Here is a 19,886-nt window from a genome sequence, read left to right as displayed (position 1 = left end):
TGCCGCGTAGCGCTCTGAGGCGGTGCTCGAAGAGACCTTACAGGCGGCGGCGCGGCCTCGGTGCGGCAGGTTGGATGGGTACGGCGGGCGCTGGGTGCGGCGAGCGGCCCGATTCCCGCCGCCGTTCGGGACCGGCGCCCACGCCGCACGCCCGGACGGCGGGCGGGTGGAGGGCCGTGCGGCGGCGCGCCGCGCCGCCGCCTTGATAACCCATAAGAACAATTCGGCAAGCTACTCGCTACGTTCGGCGTCCTTGCGTGCCTCGGCGATGAGTTCGATGAGATCAGCGAGGATTTTGGGGCTCGCCGCGATGGTGGCCGCGGAGTTCATGGTGTGCGGGCTGCCGTCCAGGTCGACGACGGTGGCTCCGGCTTCGCGGGCGATGAGTGCTCCTGCGGCGGTGTCCCATGGTTTGTTGCTGAGCATGATGAGGGCGTCGATCTTGCCTTCCGCTACCCAGGCGAGATCGATCGAGGCTGCTCCGAACATCCGGACGCGTTGCACGCGGGCGGCGAGTTCGTGGGTGAGTGCCAGGCGGAGACGGTTTTTCGTTTTCGCGCCGCTGCCTACGGCGTAATCACCGATGGCGACCACAGCGGCGTGAAGGTCACCGGTTTCGCTCGCGTGGATCTCTTGTCCGTTGGCTTGGGCTCCGTACCCCTCGGCCGCGCTGTAGCGGAAGCCGAGGAACGGCAGGTCGATCACTCCGAGGGTCGGCATGTCCTTGTCGACCAGGCCGAGGGAGACACCGCACAGCGGGATGCCGCGCAGGAAGTTGGCGGTTCCGTCGACCGGGTCGAGTATCCACTTGAGGCCGCTTTCGGCAGCCGCGGTGGCCCCTTCCTCTTCGCCGACGAACCCGATCTCGGGTGTCTCGCGGCTCAGGAAGTCACGGACCGCGTGCTCTACGGCGTAGTCCACTTCGGTGGCCATGTCGCGATCGCCCTTGGCGGTGATGGTTCCAGGGAGGCGGGTCTTCACGATCTCGCCGGCGATGGTGACGGCCTGCTCGGCGATCGGCAGGAGTGCGCGGGCGTCGACGGTCATACGGGGCTGCTCCGCTCCCACATTGAGGTGAACACCTGGTCGAAGACGGGGAACAGCCCATCAGCGGCCGTGTTGTCATTGATCACGATGGTAGGTGAGTCGACTCCACGAGCCTGTGGGAGGTAGGGCTGGACCACGCATGTGGTCCCGTCCACGATGAGGATGTTGAAGCGGATCGTCTCGTCGTAGACGCGCAGCTCAAGCAGTTCGGCCGCCTCCGGGGTGAGTTTCGTCTTGAGACGGGTCAGCATGCTGATATTGAGCGCGGTCAGCGTGGTGAGTGTGCCATCTTCGTAGCCTTCCTCGTCTTCGCGGGCGCGGATGGCGTTTCCCTGGGGATCGAGGAACAGGCACCGAATTTTGGTCCCGCTTTCGAGGAGTCGCTTAAGCCGGTGGTCGGGGTAGCTCTGGCAGAGCACGTTGAGTGACAGCCCAGCGGCATTGATTTCTCTGGCCGTGTCGAACAGAGCTGAAGGCGGATAGGCGGATGCGAAAGCCGATCGGCTGCTGAACACGGCCGCCACGTCGGCCATCTGGGATGTGGGACAGATTTCGGTGACGTGGCCGCTGTTCTTCGTCGGCTCGGCTGTGATCGGCGGCGCGGGGGTTCCGCCATCGTTCAGGGAGAACAGCTCTTCGATGGACCGGCCGGGAAACATCGTCTCCAGGACTCGGCAGTGATCGGAGTACGGCAGACCTTTGAGTTCTCCGGAGAGCCAGCGGTGAAGCTGGGCACGACTCGGCCACTTCCCTTGAAGTGTTGAATCAACCAGTTTGGCGGCTTTGTCATATTCCTTGCAAAAGGTCTTGTATGTCTGCCAATGGCGTTGCTGTAGGAGTTTCTTCAGCATGATCTGTCGACCAGTCATGATCAACGCCTTGAATAGGAGGGGCTTCGCAACGCCAGGCTATCCATGAATGCGAAGCGATAGGAGACATAGAAGAGACAAAGTGAAACGCCATGATCGCAAACGGCACATGAACGCCGTCGAGACGTGACGTGGCCTCGGGAAATCCTGACGTCATGGTTGAGCAGTGCATTTCATGCGGCGGACGAGGTTGGAAGTACGTAAGTCCTCGACGTGGGTTGCTCGCTGGGTCCGGTGAGACCGCGTCCCTGTTCCGTGTCCGTGATCGGTGCTCGATGTGCTGGGGTCTGCATTCCGCATCCGGCGCGCTACGGGAGCAGCGGTCATGAGGGAGGTGGCCGGGCCTGCTGAACCGCTGATTCCCACGGGGATGTCTCCGGTGGAGACGGCGGAGACGCTTCGGGCCTGGCTCGCCGACCGGGGGATCGCCTGTGACGTCCACGACGGGTACGGGCTGGCGTTGGTGTCGGTCTGGGTGGGCCTGGTGGTCTGGTGCGACGGCGACCGGTTCTGGTGGCGCACCGGCTGGAGTGTCCAGCGTGGTCGCTTCGTCTACGCCTGGCATCCGGCTACCGACCCCGAACGGGCCGCGCACCGCATCGCGCTCATATACGCGGATCTTCGGGAGCGGCACATGCCGTCCTGGCTGGTCCCGGAGAACGCTGGGGTTCATCATGGGCCGCGCTGAGTGCCAGGCGCCGCCGGATGCCGAACCTGCTGAGGTGTGCAGGGCCGATGAGCTACGGGGCGGGGAGTACCTGGCCTTCACCTACGGCCCTGCGGCGAGACCGCCGGGAATCGGGATGGCTCCTGTGCGGGGCGGCGACCATAGGCGCGAAGGTCTGGCGCAGGGGTGGGTGTGGGGGAAGGTCGCCGAGGTCGGCGAGCAGCAATGGCACGGCTTTCCGCCGCTGACCGAGGTGCGCAGGGTCTGGGTGCTGTGCGAGTTCGGCGATCAGTCGTCGATCATCACGACTCTTCCTGTCGGGGACATGATCGTGGTGCGCCGGTTGCCCGCGTAGACGAGTGCGGCGGCGTTCGGTGGTCGAGGTCCGGGAGGGAAACCTCGGCACTGGCCGGCGTCGCCGTACTCTCCAGGGGGAGGGGTTCGCTATGCAGGCCGGGCACGGGTGTCTATGCTGACGATAAGTCGAGTAGTTGGGTTCTTGAGATGTCCGTTTCCGGCGAGGAATACGCGCCTCCGAAGTACGCCCAGATCGTTGCGGCGATCCGGCACAAGATCGCGGACGGTACCTATCCGCCTGGTTCTCTGCTGCCTTCTGAGTCGCAGTTGATCCGGGAGTTCGCGGTCAGTCGTCCCACCGTGGTGCGGGCGCTTCAGGTGTTGCAGCTGCGGGGCTTCATCGACCGTGAGCACGGCAAGGGGTCGTATGTGAAGGCGGCGCCCCCGGTGGCTGAGGCGGACTTCTCCCGGCCTGGTCGCGCTGTCCTCGATCGTCCTGAAGCCAATCAGGGCGCCTCGGTGCTGGAGGCGGGGTCGCGTCCGGCTCCTGCGAGCGTCGCGGCGATGCTGGCCCTGCCCGCAGAGGCACCGGTCGTGATGCGGCGCGTTTTGCTGAGTGACGGCAGCGAGCCGTGTGAGCTGATCACCTTGTGGTGTCCGATCGAGCTGGCCGAGGGAACCGATCTCGGCAAGGCACTGCCGTTGATGGCAGGCATTCGTCAGCACGTGCAGGCGGTCAAGGGGCTGCGGCTGGATCACGTTGTGGAGCGCTTGGCGGCTCGTCATCCGACAGCCGATGAGATCAAGCTGTTGGGGCTGGGCAAGGCGGCGGCGGTGCTGGGGGTGGTGTCTCGGGTCTTCGCCGGGACTCGTCCTGTCATGGTCCTTGAGATCGCGCTTCCGGGGATGCTCCATGAGCTGGAAGACACCTATTCGCTCTAGTGTGATGTAGGTCACATAGCAAGACGGAAACTCGTACTGTCGAGTGTGCGTTTCATCAGTTAGCTTGTAACTCGACAGTACGAGTTACCGACAGTGCGACTAGACAATAGGAGAACACATCATGGCCATTCAAGGCCCCATCCCCGTCAGCTTCGATTTGGTCTTTCCGCACGGCTGCTACGTCGTCGGTGAGGTCGAGCAGGTCAAGGACTTCACCGCCTCGACCGGCGGGCGCACGGTCTACGCCAAGGACAAGACCACCGGCGAACTCGTCTGGCAGGTCGCCGTCATGGATGCGGACCCCACGCTCAAGGCCGGACAGAAGACGGTGGCGGTCAAGATCCTGTCCCCGGTCCAGCCGGTTCCCCCGCCCCCGCTGCCCGGCCTGCCGTTCGTCCCGGTGGAGTTCGACGGCATGACCGCCACCGCCTACGTCGCCGAGAAGACCGGCCGCCTGGCCTGGTCCCTGCGGGCAACGGCGATGCGTGCTCCCCGCACCGCAGCGGCTCCGGCCAAGGCTTCGGCCGGTAAGGACGTGGCGGCGTGAGCGAACACCTGCCCTACACCTACGTCACAGCGTCGATCCGTGAGGGCGTCACCCGATTCGATGTCTCCTTCTGCACCTCGGAGGTGTCGGCCAAGGCGTTCGGGGGCGACGGTGAGCGACCGTTCCTGACCTTGTCCAGCACTGAGGCACAGATGACGGTCACCACCACGGGCGGCGGGCCGGTCACCGAACGGGACGTGAACCTCGCCCGGGAGATCTTCGCCGCTTCCGCGCGCTACCTGGCCGACTGCGAACGCCTGCACACCGAACAGTCCGCCGACTCCGACCAGGCCGAGCAGGGCAAGGCGGCCTGACATGCAAGCGGGGCCGCTGGAACTGGCATTCCGGCGGCCCCTCGGTTCTCCCCAGACAGCGAATCAAGGAAGAGGCTCAAGCCTAATGTTCAAAAAGCTGCCCGGTGACGAGGCTCGTACTCTCGTCTCCACGACCCCCGACACCGCCGTCGTGTTCCGCCCGGCCGTGGTCCGTACCCCGGCCATCCTCACCATCACCATCTTCCTGTGGCGTCTGCTGGCAGGAGCGATCCGGCTCATCTGGCGTCACCCGGTCGCGGTGACCGTGCTCGCCGTTCCCGCCGTGCTCGGTGTCCTGTACGGCTGGCGCGTCGCCCTGGTCGTCGTCACCGTTCCCCTCTCACTCCTCGCCCCGTGGCCGTTCTTCGATCGGATCTCGTTCAACCACTGGGTGGGCCGGCGACTGCTGGCCTTCTGGCGGCTGGTGTGGATCTACCGGCGGCACTGGCAACCGGTGATGATCGTCTCCGGGCTCGGCCGTCACCTCCAGGGCCGCGACTACCTGCCTCACCTCGTCGGCGTCTCCTGTACCTCCTGGGCCGACGTGGTCACGGTGAGGATGATCAGCGGGCAGTCGGTCAAGGACTGGGCCGACCGCATCGACCACCTCGCCCACGGGTTCGGCGCCTCCTCCTGCCGGGTGGCTGTCGTGCGGGCCGGTCGTCTCCAGCTGACCTTCCCTCGCCGTGACCCGCTGGCCGTCCCGCTGCCGGCGGTTCCGCTCCCGGTGGCTGTCTCGGTGGGGCCGGTCGAGATCGGCAAGTGTGAGGACGGCTGCCCGTACCGGCTCAAGGTGCACGGCACACACGTGCTGATCGCGGGTGCGACCGGTGCAGGCAAGGGCTCTTTCCTGTGGTCGGCCATCCGTGGTCTCCTCCCGGCGGTCCGGGCAGGCATCGCTGAGGTGTGGGCACTCGATCCCAAGCGGATGGAACTGTCCTACGGACGCGAGATCTTCGAAGACCGGTACGCCGCTGATCCGGCCGCGTGCGCGGATCTGCTGGAAGCGGCAGTGAAGATCATGCAGGAGCGGGCCGACCGCTACGCCGGGCTCCAGCGCTCCCACACTCCCACCCCTGATGACCCGTTCGTCCTGGTGCTCGTTGACGAGGTGGCGTTCCTGACCGCCTACCAGTCCGACAAGGGCCTCAAGCTCCGTATCTCCGCTGCCCTGGCCACCCTCACCACACAGGGTCGCGCGGTCGGGTTCGGCGTGATGGCGGCTCTCCAGGACCCGCGCAAGGAGGTCATGAACATCCGCAACCTGTTCCCCGACAAGATCGCGCTCCGGCTGGATGAGTCCGAGCAGGTGGACATGGTCCTCGGCGACGGCGCACGGGACAGGGGAGCGCTGGCCGATCACATCTCACCGATCCCTGAGCAGGGCGCGGGCGTCGCCTACGTCCGACTGGAGACCTCACCCGACCCCATCCGGGTCCGCGCGGCCTACGTCTCCGATGCCGACATCCGGACCATGGCGGCCCTGGTCACGAGTGACACCCCGCCGATCGAGATGGAGGGGGCGGCCTGATGCACATCATCCTGCACGGCACCCCGGCCCAAATCGAGGGCTTGCCCTTCCGGCGGCTGCGCACCCTCGACGGCTCCGACCTCGCCGAAGTGACGGTGATCGTTGACCTCGACTCCGCCCGGCTGCGCAAGCACCCCTACCGCGACGCCTACCGGATCTGCGCCGACCTGATTGACCCGAAGGGGGCCATGTGACCGATACCCCTGCCCACCCGTCCACCCCCTCGACCGACACCCCGCCGAACGGCTCAGACCGCACCCTGCCCCGCCTCGTCCGCGACACCCTGCCCGTCGCCCTGGACGTGGCCATCGAGGTCGCCAAGCTCAACGGCGTCTGCATCCGCCCCATCGAGATGCGGCGCCTGGACACCCACACCGGCACCGTCGAGCCGTTCGACATCCCCTGTGGCACCACGCAAGAGGCCAAGTGTCCGCCGTGCGCCAAGCGCAATCAGCAGCTGCGCCGGGCGCAGTGCCGGGAAGGCTGGCACCTCGACCACGAACCGATCGCCGAACCCCACCCCTCCACCGAAGACCAGCGATGGCTGATCGAGTTCCGAGCCGATGTCCAGGCCAAGCGCGACGAGGCCGAGCGGGACGGGGAAGAGGTCGCCGACTGGGACGAGGCCATCGCGGGCATCGATGCGGAGATCAACGCCGCCGGGATGCGGGGCAACGTCCTGGGCGGCCGAACGACCCCGAAACGCTCGCGCTCGACCAGGCGGCGCCAGGACGCGCCGGACCTGCCCAAGCGCACCAAGCAGGACACCACCCTCGGCCGGACCTTCATCGCCACCGACGGCAGGGTCTACCGGCCCTCGCTGTTCGTCACCCTCACCCTGCCCTCCTACGGCAAGATCCGCTCCGGCCTGGGCGTACCGGTCGATCCCAGCACCTACGACTACGCGGCGGCGGCCCGCGACGCCTTGCACTTCTCCAAGCTCGTCGATCGGTTCGTGCAGAACCTACGCCGGGTGGCGGGCTACGACGTGCAGTACTTCGCCACGGTGGAACCTCAGAAGCGGCTCGCGCCTCACCTGCACATGGCAATCCGCGGGACCATGCCCCGCGCGGAGATCAAGGCGATTGCCGCCGCGACCTACCACCAGGTGTGGTGGCCCTCGGTCGATGAAGTGAAGTTCGACGGTGACCACCTGCCCATCTGGGCACCACGGGCCGACCTGGACGACGGCGCCACCTACCCGGACGGGCAGGCAGGCGACTACCTCGACCCCGAAACCGGGGAACTGTTGCCCACCTGGGACGAGGCGCTCGACCAGCTCGACCAGGACGACGAGACCGAACCGCTGCATGTGGTCCGCTTCGGTCCCCAGGTCGATGTTCAGGGCATCGTCGCCGGATCACCGGACGCTCACAAGCGCATCGGCTACCTCACCAAGTACCTGACCAAGAACCTCGGCGACCCCCTCGACCCCGACGACCCCACCACCAACGACCTCGCCCGCCGTGACCACGCCGTTCGGATGGTCGAAGCACTCCGCTACGAACCCTGCTCGCCCACCTGCCCGAACTGGCTCCGCTACGGCATTCAGCCCAAGGGCGCCAAGGCGGGCATGCTGCCGGGCCGGTGCAAGGGCAAGGCGCACAAGGCCGAACACCTCGGCTACGCGGGCCGTCGCGTCCTGGTCTCGCGCAAGTGGTCCAACAAGACCCTTCGTGAGCACAAGGCCGACCGCCGGGCCTGGGTCCTCGACATGCTCGGCCTGCCCGACGACCCCGTGACCGACTCCCACCGCTACGTCTGGCGACCTGTCTCGACCAGCGACCCCACCCGGACCCCGCTGGCCAAACGGCTGCTGCGCGGGGTCGCCGATCGCCATCGCACCAAAGCGCGCTTGGCCGAACTCCAGGCCAGAGCGGACGGCATCCCTGTTCCAGCTCTTTCGGCAACTCCGGTCCTGGGGGTGGCGGCGTGACCAGGAAGACCAGGCAAGAGCCCGTCTCGCTCCTCCCGGAACTCGCGCGGGGGCGGCTGCTCACCGTGGAAGAGGCCGCCGAACGGCTCAACACCACGCCTCGTTTCCCTCGGCGCCTGATCGAAGAACGCCGGATCGCCTTCGTTCACGTCGGGCGCAACGTCCGTATCCCCGAAGCGGCCCTTGAGGCGTTCATCGTTGCCGGGCTGGTCGAGCCGATCACCACCACTCGGAGAGGTAGGGCGGCCTGATGGCAGAGTCCCGGCGCAAGTTCGGCAACATCCGTGAGCTTCCTTCCGGGCGCTTCCAAGCGCGCTACAAGGGGCCAGACGGGCGTTCGCATGGCGCTCCGGACACTTTCACCACGAAGGCGGACGCTGGCCGTTGGCTGGTCCTCAGAGAGGCGGAGATCCTTCGCGGCGACTGGACGGACCCCAACGCCGGGAAGATCCCCTTCGGCGCCTTCGCGGCCCAGTGGATCAGTGATCGTGTGCTCAAGCCACGAACCGAGGACTTGTATCGAGGGCTTCTCAAGAACCACCTTGCTCCGACTTTCGGCAACTGCTACCTCGCCGACATCAAAGAGGCCGATGTGCGGCGCTGGCGCAAGGAACGGCTCGGCGTCGTCGGACAGTCCACCGTGGCCAAGGCTTACCAGCTCCTCAAGTCGATCATGGGTACGGCGGTGGATGACGAACTGATCCGCCGTAACCCCTGCCGGATCAAGGGAGCCGGCACGCCGGACACCCCCGAACGCGAGATGATCCCGCTGGCCAAGGTCCTGGAGATCGCGGCCAAGGTTCCGAAGCGATACCGGGTGCTCGTGCTCCTGGGCACCTTCGCAAGCCTGCGATGGGGAGAACTCGCCGGTCTCCGTCGCGGACAGCTCGACCTGGAGGAGGGCGTTGTGCGAGTCGTCGGCGCGCTGGCCGAACTCGACGGGGGCAAGCTCCTCCACGACACGCCCAAGTCGCGAGCGGGGCGCCGGGTCGTCTCCATCCCCGAAGAGATCATTCCGGAGCTGCGGGCGCACCTGGACGAGTTCGCGGAGCCGGGGGAGAACGGGCATGTCTTCGTCGGGCCGAAGGGCGGATTGCTGCGGCGTTCGGGATTCCGCCGGATCTGGAACAAGGTTCGCAAGGATGTCGGGCTTCCCGGCCTCCGCTTCCACGACCTCCGGCACGTTGGTAACACTTTGGCTGCGGCCAATGGGGCAAGCCTCAAAGAGCTGATGTCCCGCATGGGGCACGCCTCCGCGCGGGCGGCGCTCATCTACCAACACGCGAGCCGAGACCGGGACAAAGTCATTGCTGCGGCGCTGGGCAAGGCGCTGACGGTGGCACAGGAAAAAGAAAAAAAGAAAGTTAGTGGCACGCAGGTGGCACGGAAGATCGATGCGGGCGCGTGAAACCCAAAAGGCCAGGTCAACCATATGCCGGTTGACCTGGCCTTTTGCCATTCTGAGCGGACGACGGGAATCGAACCCGCGTAGCCAGTTTGGAAGACTGGGGCTCTACCATTGAGCTACGTCCGCGCGAAGCGGCTTCAGTCTGGTCTAGACTTCATCCGTTCGTCAGGGCGTAAGCGTACCGGAGTTCCGGAGCGTGCGCGCACTCGACCTACCGGGGTGTGGCGCAGTTTGGTAGCGCACCTGCTTTGGGAGCAGGGGGCCGCAGGTTCAAATCCTGTCACCCCGACGCATGCCGGGCATCGGTTCCGACCGGTGCCCGGTTTCTCGTTGTACGGGGGGCGAGTTCTCGGCCAGGCGAGACAGGCAGGGCACATGGATGACGCATGTCTGGAAGATCGCCTCGCGGCGCGGGAGCGCGGTGCGGAACGTCAGCGGTGGGCGCTGAAGAGGGCCCAGACGGCCTTGCCGCCGCAGTTGAGGTAGTCCCAGCCCCAGCCCTGACTGTAGGTCTCCACGATGTAGAGGCCCCGGCCGTTCTCCGAGATGAAGTCCGGCTCCTTGGGGGTCGGAACCTCGTTGCTGGGGTCCATCACGGCCAGGAGCACGTGGGGCGAGAGACGCAGCAGGACGAGCGTGATCGGGGTGATTCCCGGCTGGCCGGGCGGACACAGCGCGTAACGGACCGCGTTGGTGACGAGTTCCGAAACCACTAGCGCTGCGTCATCGCTGAGCTCCGCCAGTCCCCAGTCGCGGAGCGTCGAGCGTGTCACGTCCCGGGCGGTCTTCACCGAGTCGGCCTGGCTGGGCAGAGGGCATGCGGTGGCGTCGGACTGGTTGGCCTCGAGCAGCTCGTCAAAGCCCACCTCGCGGGTCGCCTGCAGGTAGTCGGCAGCCGATTTTGGCTCCTCCACCATCCTGCCGGTACCTCCCGCTGTCATCGTGAGTCTCCGTACCACGTGAGAGTTTTCAGAGCTTGTGCACCATAAGCCCAATATGCACTAAGCCATCATGGGTCACTGGAACGTCTGCTGCAAGACCCAAATGCACGTGCAGTTGCAATGTGCAGCAGCATGGACGGTTAGGTCGGCGACTTGGCGAATTGGGCAGTGACTTGAGACCTTGTCATAGCGGCCGGAAGTAGTGACACTGTGTGCGCTGGCCCAAGTAGAGAGGGAGGCGAAGTGGCGCAGGTTCAACCGGGATCAGGTCCCACAGCTCTGCGTATCCTCTTAGGCTCCCAACTGCGTCGTCTGCGCGAGGCCAAGGGGCTCTCGCGAGAGGAGGCAGGCCATCTGATCCGCGGATCCGAATCCAAGATCAGTAGGATGGAGCTCGGCCGGGTTGGCCTGAGAGAGCGCGATGTGGCGGATCTGCTCACCTTCTACGGGGTGGAGGACGATCGCGCCCGGTCGGCGATCATGGATCTGCTGCTCAGAGCCAACGAGCCAGGCTGGTGGCACCGGTTCAACGACCTGCTGCCCTCATGGTTCCAGACGTACGTCGGCCTGGAGGAGGCAGCCTCCCGGATCCGTACGTACGAGGTGCAGTTCGTGCCGGGCCTGCTGCAGACGAAGGAGTACGCCAGGGCGGTCATCACCGCGGGGAGCGCCGGCATAGCGCCCGACGAGATCACCCGCCGGGTCGACCTGCGGATGGAGCGCCAGCAGGTGCTCAGGCGGCCCGACGGCCCGTTCTTCTGGGCCGTCATCGACGAGGCCGCGCTGCGACGTCCCATCGGTGGTGCGGACGTCATGCGGGCACAGCTGGAGCACCTGCTCGACCTCATGCGGCAGCCGAACATCACAATCCAGGTGATGCCCTTCAGCTTCGGCGGTCACAGCGCGGAGGGCGGTGCCTTCAGCGTGCTCCGCTTCAACGACAGCGAGCTCCCGGACGTGGTCTACGTCGAGCAGCTGGCCAGCGCCCTCTACCTGGACAAGCGTGAGGATGTCGACCGCTACAGCGAGGTCATGGAACGGCTGTGCGCGGTCAGCACCACCCCCGGTGAGACGAACGACATCCTGAGGCGGATCATCAAGGAGGACTGAGCGGCCATTGGTCGCTCCAAGGTGCCGCTCTGCCCTAGACTGGCCTGCGGCGCTGAACACCCGCCGCAGTGGAGCGTGCCCTAATCTCGCGCGTCTCGATGGCTGTGCCAGGTGCCACTCATGTGGGCGCGGCGCGAGAGCTTGCCGCGATAGCCGCTACGACTTGGCGCGCCCGCGATCACTCGAAGTTTGATCAAGGAGACGACCCCGTGAAGACCGCTGTGGAGGAGCTCAGCCCGACCCGGGTAAGGCTTACCGTCGAGGTGCCGTTCGAGGAGCTCGGTGAGAGCCTGCAGGCGGCGTACAAGAAGGTCGCGCAGCAGGTGCGCGTCCCCGGGTTCCGCCCCGGCAAGGTTCCGGCCCGCATCATCGAGCAGCGGTTCGGCCGCGCGGTGGTGCTGGAGGAGACCCTCAATGACGCGGTGCCCAAGCTGTACGGCCAGGCCGTCGACGAGAGCGAGATCTTCCCGGTCAGCCAGCCGGAGATCGAGGTCACCAAGATCGAGGACGGTCAGCAGGTCGAGTTCACCGCCGAGGTGGACATCCGTCCCGAGTTCGACGTCCCCGACTACCAGGGCATCGAGGTGACCGTCCCGGTCTCCGAGGTCTCCGACTCCGACATCGACACCCAGCTGGACGGCCTGCGCCAGCGTTTCGCCACGCTGACCGGCGTCGAGCGCGCCGCCGCCGTAGGCGACTTCGTCGTCATGGACCTGGCCGCCTCGATCGACGGTGTCAACATCGAGGAGCAGCAGGCCAACGACGTCTCCTACGAGGTCGGCGCCGGCTCGGTGCTGCAGGGCCTGGACGACGCCCTGGTCGGCCTGTCCGCCGGTGAGACCAAGGAGTTCACCACCAACCTGGTCGGCGGCGAGAACGCCGGCGAGGAGGCCGTGGTCACCATCACCGTCAAGAGCGTCAAGGAGAAGGTCCTCCCCGAGCTCGACGACGAGTTCGCCCAGCTCGCCAGCGAGTTCGACACCCTTGACGAGCTCAAGGCGAGCATCAGCGAGCAGGCCCGCCGCAACAAGCTGATCGACCAGGTCGTCCAGGCCCGTGAGAACGCGCTCGACGCCCTGCTCGGCAAGATCGACATTCCGCTGCCGGAGAGCGCACTCAAGGTCGAGGTCGACAACCGCAAGCACAACCTCGAGCACCAGATCGCCGACAGTGGCCTGAGCAAGGAGGCGTTCTTCCGCCTCTACCAGACCACCGAGGAGGAGCGCCTCGCCGAGTTCGACGAGAGCGCCGCGAAGGCGCTCAAGACGGGCTTCGTCCTCGACAAGATCGTCAAGAGCGAGGAGCTCGGCGTCAGCGAGCAGGAGCTGACCAACTTCGTGGTGCGCCGCGCCATGCAGATGAACGTCGCGCCCAACACGCTGGCCCAGCACCTGGCCGACAACGACCAGCTCACGCTGGCCATGGTCGAGATCGTCCGTGACAAGGCCAAGAGTGTCATCGGCGATGCCGCGAAGGTGACCGACGAGGCGGGCAACGAGGTCGACCTCAAGGCCATCTACACCGAGATCAACGGTGAGGAGTCCGCCGAGACCGAGGAGGCCACCGAGGCTCCCGAGGCTGACGCCGCGAAGTAGTCCCAGGCCGAAGCGAGGGGGTGCCGTCGAGTGCCCCGGACGCCCCCGCCGCGCTCAGCGTGACGGGGGCGTCCGCGCGCTCCCGGTCCCGGTCAGGGCCTTCGGCCGCTCCTCCGGGGCCGAGCCGAGGGCGATGTGGGGGTGAGCGCGCCGCAGAGCGCTGCCCTGGCGCTCTCCTGGACTCCTCCGGTTCCTCCCCGGCTTCCAAGGGGTTCGCAGGCTCCTGGGCCCTCTGAGAGCCGCGATCCCCCTCTCTTTTCGCGCCGGAAGTCCTCTCAGCGGTCCTTCGCGATCCGCTTCCGGCGTCCGCACACGTATCCCGCGAGCTCCGACACGCCGTACGGGCTCAGGTTTCCGAGCCTTTACCGAGGCGCGCGGCGGGAGGTTCCAGGCACGGTGCGGAGGCGGCGGGCAGCATGCGCCGTCAGCGAACAGTGCGTTGAGGGGGCATGTCCGGTAGGCCACGCGCGTTAAGGTCACAAGCAAAGCCAATCGATTACGACGCATCGGAAGGTGACGCTGTGACCAGCCCGCCGACCTTCTACCAGCCGACCGGCTCCGGGCCCGAGTCGATGAGCCAGCCGAATGGCTCGTTCAGGCTCGAAGACCAGCTCTACCAGCGGCTGCTGCGTGAGCGCATCATCGTGCTGGGCACCCAGGTCAACGACGAGATCGCCAACCGAATCTGCGCAGAGCTGCTGCTGCTCGCCGCGGACGACTCAGAGCGCGACATCTGGCTCTACATCAACTCGCCAGGCGGTTCCGTGACCGCTGGGATGGCGATTTACGACATGATGGAATACGTGCCTAACAATGTGTGCACGGTCGCGATGGGTCTGGCCGCTTCCATGGGCCAGTTCCTGCTCTGCGCCGGCGAGCGGGGCAAGCGTTACGCCCTGCCGCACGCTCGCATCATGATGCACCAGCCGTCCGGCGGCATCGGCGGTACCGCAGCCGACATCGCCATCCAGGCTGAGCAGATGCTATATGTCAAGAAGACCCTCGCCGAGCGCATCGCGTTCCACACCGGTCAGAATCTGGAGCAGATCGAGGCCGACTCCGACCGTGACCGCTGGTTCACGGCCGAGGAGGCCAAGGACTACGGCTTCATCGACCAGGTCGTGCGCAGCGCTCGACAGGTGCCCTCCACGGGCGCCGTCTCCTGAAGGGGCACAAGGTGAGTGAGTTGATCCGGCCGGGAGACATCAACGGCCGTTACGTTCTTCCGTCCTTCAGTGAGCGCACGTCCTACGGCGTGCGGGAGATGAACCCGTACGCCAAGCTCTTCGAGGACCGCATCATCTTCCTCGGCGTGCAGGTGGACGACGCGTCGGCCAATGACGTCATGGCGCAGTTGCTGACCCTGGAGTCGCTCGACCCCGACCGTGACATCAGCATCTACATCAACTCGCCGGGCGGTTCCTTCACCGCCATGACGGCGATCTACGACACGATGCAGTTCGTCCGGCCGGAGATCCAGACGGTCTGTCTGGGCCAGGCGGCCTCGGCGGCGGCGGTCCTGCTGGCCGGCGGTACGCCCGGCAAGCGCTTCGCCCTGCCGAACGCCCGCATGCTGATCCACCAGCCCTCCACCGAGGGGGGTGGCCAGGGAAGCGACATCGAGATCCAGGCGCGTGAGATCCTCAGGATGCGCGCGCAGATGGAGAGCATCATCGCTCAGCACTCGGGCAGGGCGCCGGAGGCGGTCCGCAAGGACATCGAGCGGGACAAGATCCTTGACGCCGTGGAGGCCAAGGAGTACGGGCTGATCGACGACATCATCCCGTCCCGCAAGAAGCTCGCGAAGGCCGTAGCCTCCTAACGAGGCATATCGCACCGGAACCGTGCCGAATCGGGCACGTTCCGGTGCGACTCGCCGCTAGGGGGCTCACTGAGGGCTCAGAAGACGGTAACGTCGAAACCTAAGCGGGATGACTTTTCGATCGGGTATCGGGCCGGTCGGAAGAAACGGACCGCGGCAGCCAGGGCGGTCCCACGCAAAGGAGTATCTGGGGTGGCACGCATCGGCGACGGGGGAGACCTGCTGAAGTGCTCTTTCTGTGGAAAGAGCCAGAAGCAAGTCAAAAAGCTCATCGCCGGACCCGGCGTATACATCTGCGATGAGTGCATTGACCTCTGCAACGAGATCATCGAGGAGGAGCTCAGCGAGTCCTCTGAGCTCAAGTGGGACAGCCTTCCCAAGCCGAGGGAGATCTACGAATTCCTCGACGCCTACGTCATCGGTCAGGACCAGGCGAAGAAGGCTCTCTCCGTAGCGGTCTACAACCACTACAAGCGGGTGCAGTCCGGCGAGCGCGGGCGTGACGACGGCATCGAACTGGCCAAGTCCAACATCCTGCTCCTGGGCCCGACCGGTTCCGGTAAGACGCTGCTCGCCCAGACGTTGGCGAAGATGCTGAACGTTCCGTTCGCCATCGCCGACGCCACAGCCCTGACAGAGGCGGGCTACGTGGGCGAGGACGTCGAGAACATACTGCTCAAGCTGATCCAGGCCGCCGACTACGACGTCAAGAAGGCCGAGACCGGCATCATCTACATCGACGAGGTCGACAAGATCGCTCGTAAGAGCGAGAACCCGTCGATCACCAGGGACGTCTCCGGTGAGGGCGTGCAGCAGGCCCTGCTGAAGATCCTGGAGGGCACGACCGCGAGTGTGCCGCCGCAGGGCGGCCGTAAGCACCCGCACCAGGAGTTCATCCAGATCGACACCACCAACGTGCTGTTCATCTGCGGTGGGGCCTTCGCCGGTCTCGAAAAGATCATCGAGTCCCGGATCGGCCGCAAGGGCATCGGTTTCAACGCGATCATCCGTTCCAAGGAAGACATCGACAGCTCCGACATCTTCGGGGACGTCATGCCCGAGGACCTGCTGAAGTTCGGCATGATCCCCGAGTTCGTCGGCCGGCTTCCGGTCATCACGAGCGTTCACAACCTTGACCGTGAGGCGCTCATCCAGATCCTCACCGAGCCGCGCAACGCCCTGGTCAAGCAGTACCGGCGCCTGTTCGAGCTGGACAATGTCGAACTCGAGTTCACAGACGACGCACTTGAGGCGATCGCGGACCAGGCGATCCTGCGCGGCACCGGCGCCCGTGGCCTGCGAGCGATCCTGGAGGAGGTTCTCCTCTCGGTGATGTACGAGGTACCGTCGCGGCAGGATGTGGCGCGCGTCGTCATCACCCGCGAGTCGGTTCTCGAACACGTCAACCCCACGCTCGTGCCGCGTGACCAACTCAACAAGCAGCAGCGGCCGCCGCGCGAGAAGTCCGCGTGATCCAGCCTGGACAAACCGGTTTTCACGGCCGACGCCCCCGCAGGGAGATCCTGCGGGGGCGTCGCCGTTTCCGGCGGTTTCCGCCGGGCCGGCCGGTGGCGCATTCGCCGGACGATTTCCGCAGCCGGTCCGCGGGGCCGATGGCATGGCGGGGCTCGCGAGATGGGGGAACATGTCGCAACTCTTCGGCTGGGGAACATCGAGTGCGCGGACATCCCTAGACTTGGGCATCGTGACGACGCCAGAGCTGCCCACCCAGTACACACCTGCCGACGTGGAGACCCGGAGCTACGAGCGCTGGGTATCGGAGGGATACTTCACCGCTGATCCGAGCGGCGAGCGCGAGCCTTACAGCATCGTCCTGCCTCCGCCGAACGTGACCGGTGTCCTGCACATCGGCCACGCACTCGACCACTCGATCCAGGATGCGCTGACCAGGCGCGCTCGCATGCGCGGCCAGGAGACGCTCTGGCTGCCAGGCATGGACCACGCCGGCATCGCCACCCAGAACGTCGTCGAACGCGAGCTCGCCAAGGAGAGCCTGTCCCGGCACGACCTCGGCCGAGAGGCGTTCGTCGAACGGGTCTGGCAGTGGAAGGAGGAGTCCGGTGGCCGGATCCTCGGCCAGATGAAGAAACTCGGCGATGGCGTCGACTGGTCACGCGAGCGCTTCACCATGGACCCCGGACTCTCCCGCGCCGTTCAGACGATCTTCAAGAGGCTCTTCGACGACGGGCTCATCTATCGCGCCGAGCGCATCATCAACTGGTGCCCGCGCTGCCTGACCGCGCTGTCGGACATCGAGGTCGAGCACAGCGAGGACGAGGGCGAGCTCGTCTCGATCCGCTACGGCGACGGCGACGACTCCATCGTGGTCGCCACGACCCGGGCCGAGACGATGCTCGGTGACACCGCCGTGGCCGTGCACCCCTCCGACGAGCGCTACGCGCACCTGATCGGAAGGGAAGTGGAGCTACCGCTCACCGGGCGTCTCATCCCGATCGTCGCCGACGAGCACGTCGACCCGGCCTTCGGCACCGGAGCGGTCAAGGTCACCCCGGCGCACGACCCGAACGACTTCGAGATCGGACGCCGCCACTCGCTGCCGTCCCTGACGATCATGGACGAGCGCGGTGTGGTCACGGCCCACGGCCCGTTCCAGGGGCTCGACCGCTTCGAGGCCAGGCCCGCAGTGGTGGCCGCACTACGCGCCGAGGGCCGGATCGTGGCGGAGAAGCGCCCCTACCTGCACTCCGTCGGGCACTGCTCGCGCTGCAAGACCGTGGTCGAGCCGCGGCTCTCACTCCAGTGGTTCGTCAACGTCTCGCCCCTGGCGAAGGCGGCGGGCGACGCGGTCCGTGACGGCCGGACGAAGATCCACCCGCCGGAGCTGGCCAAGCGCTACTTCGACTGGGTCGACGACATGCACGACTGGTGCATCTCCCGGCAGCTGTGGTGGGGGCACCGTATCCCGGTCTGGTACGGCCCCGACGGTGAGGTCGTCTGCGTCGGCCCCGACGAGCAGGCACCCGATGGCTACGTCCAGGACCCCGATGTCCTCGACACCTGGTTCTCCTCCGGGTTGTGGCCGTTCTCCACTCTCGGCTGGCCGGACAGGACACCTGAACTGGCGAAGTTCTACCCGACCTCCGTCCTGGTGACCGGCTACGACATCCTGTTCTTCTGGGTCGCCCGGATGATGATGTTCGGCATCTACGCGATGGACGGCGAGCCGCCGTTCCGGACCGTGGCTCTGCACGGCATGGTCCGGGACCAGTACGGCAAGAAGATGTCGAAGTCGTTCGGCAACGTCGTCGACCCGCTCGACTGGATCGAGCGCTTCGGCGCCGACGCCACCCGTTTCACGCTGCTACGCGGAGCCAACCCCGGCTCCGACGTGGCGATCAGCGAGGAATGGGCAGGAGGGTCGCGCAACTTCTGTAACAAGATCTGGAACGCCACTCGCTTCGCGCTGATGAACGGTGCCGTGACGGGTGAACTTCCGGTTGAGGAACTGACCGCCGCCGACAGGTGGATCCTGTCCAGACTCCAGGAGATCGTCGCGTCGGTGGACGCCGCGTTCGAGGACTTCGAGTTCGCCAAGATCTCCGACCTGCTCTACCACTTCGCGTGGGATGAGGTCTGCGACTGGTACGTGGAACTCGCCAAGATCCAGATCGCCTCCGGACAGGAGCACACCCGGCTCGTGCTGGGCCATGTCTTCGACTCGTTGCTCCGTCTGCTCCACCCGCTGGTTCCGTTCGTCACCGAGGAACTGTGGCGAGCGGTCACCGGGCACGAGTCGATCGTGGTCGCGCCATGGCCGACGGTCCAGGAGTCATTGCGTGATCCCTCGGCGGAGGAGGAGATCATCGCGGTGCAGGGGCTGATCACCGAGGTGCGCAGGTTCCGTTCCGATCAGGGCCTCAAGCCAGGGCAGCGGGTCGCCGCGCGGCTCTCGCTCGCCGGTACGGCTCTGGCCTCTCACGAAGGGGCGATCCGGTCGTTGCTCCGGCTCGACCAGCCGTCCGATTCGTTCGCCGCGACCGCTCGTCTCGATGTGAGCGGGGTTGTCGTGGAGATCGACACGGCGGGGACGATCGATGTGGCCGCCGAGCGTAAGCGCCTGGAGAAGGATCTCGCGGTGGCGCGTAAGGAGGCGGCCCAGGTCGCGGCCAAGCTCGGCAATGAGCAGTTCATGGCCAAGGCGCCGGACGATGTGGTGACCAAGGTGCGGTCCCGTGCCGCACAGGCCGACCAGGACATCGCGCGGTTGCTCGCTCAGCTGGCGGCGTTGCCGGCGAGCTGACTGGCCGATGGCCTGAGTTCGAGAGCAGTGCGAGAGTCCTGACCCGGAGTTCCAGCCGGTGGCTGGGAGGGGAACAGTCCAGGTCAGGAAGTTGGGACAAGCCGAGAACCCGGAGTCTTTTGACTCCGGGTTCTCGTGTTTGAGAGCTTGAGTCTCAGGGAAGACCTAGTTGTTACCAGGAAGTTGGTCATGGTGGCCCTAGGAGGCTGCTAGAGTTCTTCAGGCAGGGCAAAGTCCTGCAGCCCCCTCTGAAAATCTGGCAAATCGGGCGTGTCTGCACAAGTTGGACACCGACCGGATGTTGGAGTAAGTTAGAGGGGTTGCCCTGGAAACAGGGTGGTCGCAATCCTAGCGGATTCGGCGGGTCTGAGTCGATGGTCGGGAAGCCGACAAGTTGACACAAACCCGGCAGATCTGATAAGATGGTGACACGGAATGGAACGCCCCGAAGTTCGGGACACCGCGAACGCGGGTCTGTGGACAACGGTGTACGCGTCCGTTTCTTGAGAACTCAACAGTGTGTTAAAAGCCAGTGCATGAAGCACAACCCTGTCCAACCTGCCCTTTCATCGGGGTGG

The 19,886-nt window shown here is 65.9% G+C and carries 19 protein-coding genes and 2 tRNA genes; 17 read left to right on the top strand and 4 right to left on the bottom strand.

What is annotated here, in order from left to right:
* Positions 1-231: 231 nt before the first annotated feature.
* Entirely contained in the window at positions 232-1,047 is an 816-nt protein-coding gene (locus tag ABZU75_RS16265) for an inositol monophosphatase family protein (RefSeq protein WP_355554631.1), read from the bottom strand.
* On the bottom strand, positions 1,044-1,916 hold the full coding sequence (locus tag ABZU75_RS16260; protein ID WP_355554629.1) for a DUF5919 domain-containing protein: 873 nt from the start codon (positions 1,914-1,916) through the stop codon (positions 1,044-1,046). Before ABZU75_RS16260 ends, ABZU75_RS16265 begins: the two co-directional genes overlap by 4 nt.
* 379 nt (positions 1,917-2,295) lie before the next feature.
* Here ABZU75_RS16260 and ABZU75_RS16255 point away from each other — a divergent pair, with 379 nt between their 5' ends.
* The 10 genes from ABZU75_RS16255 to ABZU75_RS16210 all read left to right on the top strand — a co-directional run bounded on the left by ABZU75_RS16255 (position 2,296) and on the right by ABZU75_RS16210 (position 9,558).
* Positions 2,296-2,604, top strand: a complete 309-nt coding sequence (locus tag ABZU75_RS16255) for a hypothetical protein (protein WP_355554627.1) — start codon at positions 2,296-2,298, stop codon at positions 2,602-2,604.
* Positions 2,605-2,638: 34 nt separating this feature from the next.
* Positions 2,639-2,938 carry a hypothetical protein gene (locus ABZU75_RS16250; RefSeq protein WP_355554625.1) on the top strand — a complete coding sequence of 100 codons (300 nt, stop codon included), beginning with the start codon at positions 2,639-2,641 and terminating at the stop codon, positions 2,936-2,938.
* A gap of 149 nt (positions 2,939-3,087) precedes the next feature.
* A complete protein-coding gene (locus ABZU75_RS16245; protein ID WP_355554623.1) occupies positions 3,088-3,822 on the top strand; it encodes a GntR family transcriptional regulator in 735 nt (244 codons plus the stop codon).
* Positions 3,823-3,943: 121 nt separating this feature from the next.
* On the top strand, positions 3,944-4,369 hold the full coding sequence (locus ABZU75_RS16240) for a plasmid replication, integration and excision activator (protein ID WP_355554621.1): 426 nt from the start codon (positions 3,944-3,946) through the stop codon (positions 4,367-4,369).
* The gene (locus ABZU75_RS16235; RefSeq protein WP_355554619.1) at positions 4,366-4,683 is read left to right on the top strand and encodes a hypothetical protein; all 318 of its coding nucleotides are present in this window, start codon (positions 4,366-4,368) and stop codon (positions 4,681-4,683) included. The genes ABZU75_RS16240 and ABZU75_RS16235 overlap by 4 nt, the downstream gene beginning before the upstream one ends.
* 85 nt (positions 4,684-4,768) lie before the next feature.
* Positions 4,769-6,214, top strand: coding sequence for an FtsK/SpoIIIE domain-containing protein (locus tag ABZU75_RS16230; protein WP_355554617.1), 1,446 nt, complete (start codon positions 4,769-4,771; stop codon positions 6,212-6,214).
* Positions 6,214-6,408: a hypothetical protein gene (locus ABZU75_RS16225; protein ID WP_355554615.1), complete on the top strand. Its 195-nt coding sequence runs from the start codon at positions 6,214-6,216 to the stop codon at positions 6,406-6,408. Before ABZU75_RS16230 ends, ABZU75_RS16225 begins: the two co-directional genes overlap by 1 nt.
* The gene (locus ABZU75_RS16220; RefSeq protein WP_355554613.1) at positions 6,405-8,150 is read left to right on the top strand and encodes a replication initiator; all 1,746 of its coding nucleotides are present in this window, start codon (positions 6,405-6,407) and stop codon (positions 8,148-8,150) included. Before ABZU75_RS16225 ends, ABZU75_RS16220 begins: the two co-directional genes overlap by 4 nt.
* Positions 8,147-8,401 (top strand): excisionase family DNA-binding protein, encoded by a 255-nt coding sequence (locus ABZU75_RS16215; protein WP_355554611.1) that lies wholly within the window; start codon positions 8,147-8,149, stop codon positions 8,399-8,401. Before ABZU75_RS16220 ends, ABZU75_RS16215 begins: the two co-directional genes overlap by 4 nt.
* Complete coding sequence (locus ABZU75_RS16210; protein ID WP_355554609.1) at positions 8,401-9,558, top strand: site-specific integrase; 1,158 nt, start codon at positions 8,401-8,403, stop codon at positions 9,556-9,558. The genes ABZU75_RS16215 and ABZU75_RS16210 overlap by 1 nt, the downstream gene beginning before the upstream one ends.
* 55 nt (positions 9,559-9,613) lie before the next feature.
* On the opposite strand, the gene ABZU75_RS16205 is transcribed toward ABZU75_RS16210, so the two are convergent.
* Positions 9,614-9,684: transfer RNA gene (locus ABZU75_RS16205), tRNA-Gly, on the bottom strand.
* An 89-nt stretch (positions 9,685-9,773) separates the two neighbouring features.
* On the opposite strand from ABZU75_RS16205, the gene ABZU75_RS16200 reads away from it, so the two are divergent.
* Positions 9,774-9,847: transfer RNA gene (locus ABZU75_RS16200), tRNA-Pro, on the top strand.
* Between the two features lie 142 nt (positions 9,848-9,989).
* Here the strand turns inward: ABZU75_RS16200 and ABZU75_RS16195 are convergent.
* A complete protein-coding gene (locus ABZU75_RS16195; RefSeq protein WP_355554607.1) occupies positions 9,990-10,499 on the bottom strand; it encodes an ATP-binding protein in 510 nt (169 codons plus the stop codon).
* 243 nt (positions 10,500-10,742) lie between these two features.
* Between ABZU75_RS16195 and ABZU75_RS16190 the strand changes: the two genes are divergently transcribed.
* The 6 genes from ABZU75_RS16190 to ABZU75_RS16165 all read left to right on the top strand — a co-directional run bounded on the left by ABZU75_RS16190 (position 10,743) and on the right by ABZU75_RS16165 (position 19,308).
* Positions 10,743-11,609 carry a helix-turn-helix transcriptional regulator gene (locus ABZU75_RS16190; protein WP_030917746.1) on the top strand — a complete coding sequence of 289 codons (867 nt, stop codon included), beginning with the start codon at positions 10,743-10,745 and terminating at the stop codon, positions 11,607-11,609.
* A 209-nt stretch (positions 11,610-11,818) separates the two neighbouring features.
* Positions 11,819-13,204, top strand: a complete 1,386-nt coding sequence (gene tig / locus ABZU75_RS16185) for a trigger factor (RefSeq protein ID WP_355554605.1) — start codon at positions 11,819-11,821, stop codon at positions 13,202-13,204.
* A gap of 572 nt (positions 13,205-13,776) precedes the next feature.
* Positions 13,777-14,370, top strand: a complete 594-nt coding sequence (locus ABZU75_RS16180; RefSeq protein ID WP_051752985.1) for an ATP-dependent Clp protease proteolytic subunit — start codon at positions 13,777-13,779, stop codon at positions 14,368-14,370.
* Positions 14,371-14,381: 11 nt separating this feature from the next.
* Positions 14,382-15,026, top strand: a complete 645-nt coding sequence (locus tag ABZU75_RS16175; protein WP_030917740.1) for an ATP-dependent Clp protease proteolytic subunit — start codon at positions 14,382-14,384, stop codon at positions 15,024-15,026.
* 192 nt (positions 15,027-15,218) lie between these two features.
* Positions 15,219-16,499: an ATP-dependent Clp protease ATP-binding subunit ClpX gene (clpX, locus tag ABZU75_RS16170; RefSeq protein WP_030917736.1), complete on the top strand. Its 1,281-nt coding sequence runs from the start codon at positions 15,219-15,221 to the stop codon at positions 16,497-16,499.
* Positions 16,500-16,671: 172 nt separating this feature from the next.
* Complete coding sequence (locus ABZU75_RS16165) at positions 16,672-19,308, top strand: valine--tRNA ligase (protein WP_355554602.1); 2,637 nt, start codon at positions 16,672-16,674, stop codon at positions 19,306-19,308.
* Positions 19,309-19,886 lie beyond the last annotated feature (578 nt).

The organism is Streptosporangium sp. NPDC005286 (genome assembly GCF_040607515.1).
GTDB lineage: Bacteria > Actinomycetota > Actinomycetes > Streptosporangiales > Streptosporangiaceae > Streptosporangium.
This window is presented reverse-complemented; position numbering and strand designations above follow the sequence as displayed.

What these genes read in the sequence shown, in the direction of transcription:
- ABZU75_RS16265 (WP_355554631.1), bottom strand. Translation starts at nt 1,047, where the DNA reads ATGACCGTCGACGCCCGCGCACTCCTGCCGATCGCCGAGCAGGCCGTC.
- ABZU75_RS16260 (WP_355554629.1), bottom strand. Translation starts at nt 1,916, where the DNA reads ATGACTGGTCGACAGATCATGCTGAAGAAACTCCTACAGCAACGCCAT.
- ABZU75_RS16245 (WP_355554623.1), top strand. Translation starts at nt 3,088, where the DNA reads ATGTCCGTTTCCGGCGAGGAATACGCGCCTCCGAAGTACGCCCAGATC.
- ABZU75_RS16240 (WP_355554621.1), top strand. Translation starts at nt 3,944, where the DNA reads ATGGCCATTCAAGGCCCCATCCCCGTCAGCTTCGATTTGGTCTTTCCG.
- ABZU75_RS16230 (WP_355554617.1), top strand. Translation starts at nt 4,769, where the DNA reads ATGTTCAAAAAGCTGCCCGGTGACGAGGCTCGTACTCTCGTCTCCACG.
- ABZU75_RS16225 (WP_355554615.1), top strand. Translation starts at nt 6,214, where the DNA reads ATGCACATCATCCTGCACGGCACCCCGGCCCAAATCGAGGGCTTGCCC.
- ABZU75_RS16210 (WP_355554609.1), top strand. Translation starts at nt 8,401, where the DNA reads ATGGCAGAGTCCCGGCGCAAGTTCGGCAACATCCGTGAGCTTCCTTCC.
- ABZU75_RS16195 (WP_355554607.1), bottom strand. Translation starts at nt 10,499, where the DNA reads ATGACAGCGGGAGGTACCGGCAGGATGGTGGAGGAGCCAAAATCGGCT.
- ABZU75_RS16180 (WP_051752985.1), top strand. Translation starts at nt 13,777, where the DNA reads ATGAGCCAGCCGAATGGCTCGTTCAGGCTCGAAGACCAGCTCTACCAG.
- ABZU75_RS16165 (WP_355554602.1), top strand. Translation starts at nt 16,672, where the DNA reads ATGTCGCAACTCTTCGGCTGGGGAACATCGAGTGCGCGGACATCCCTA.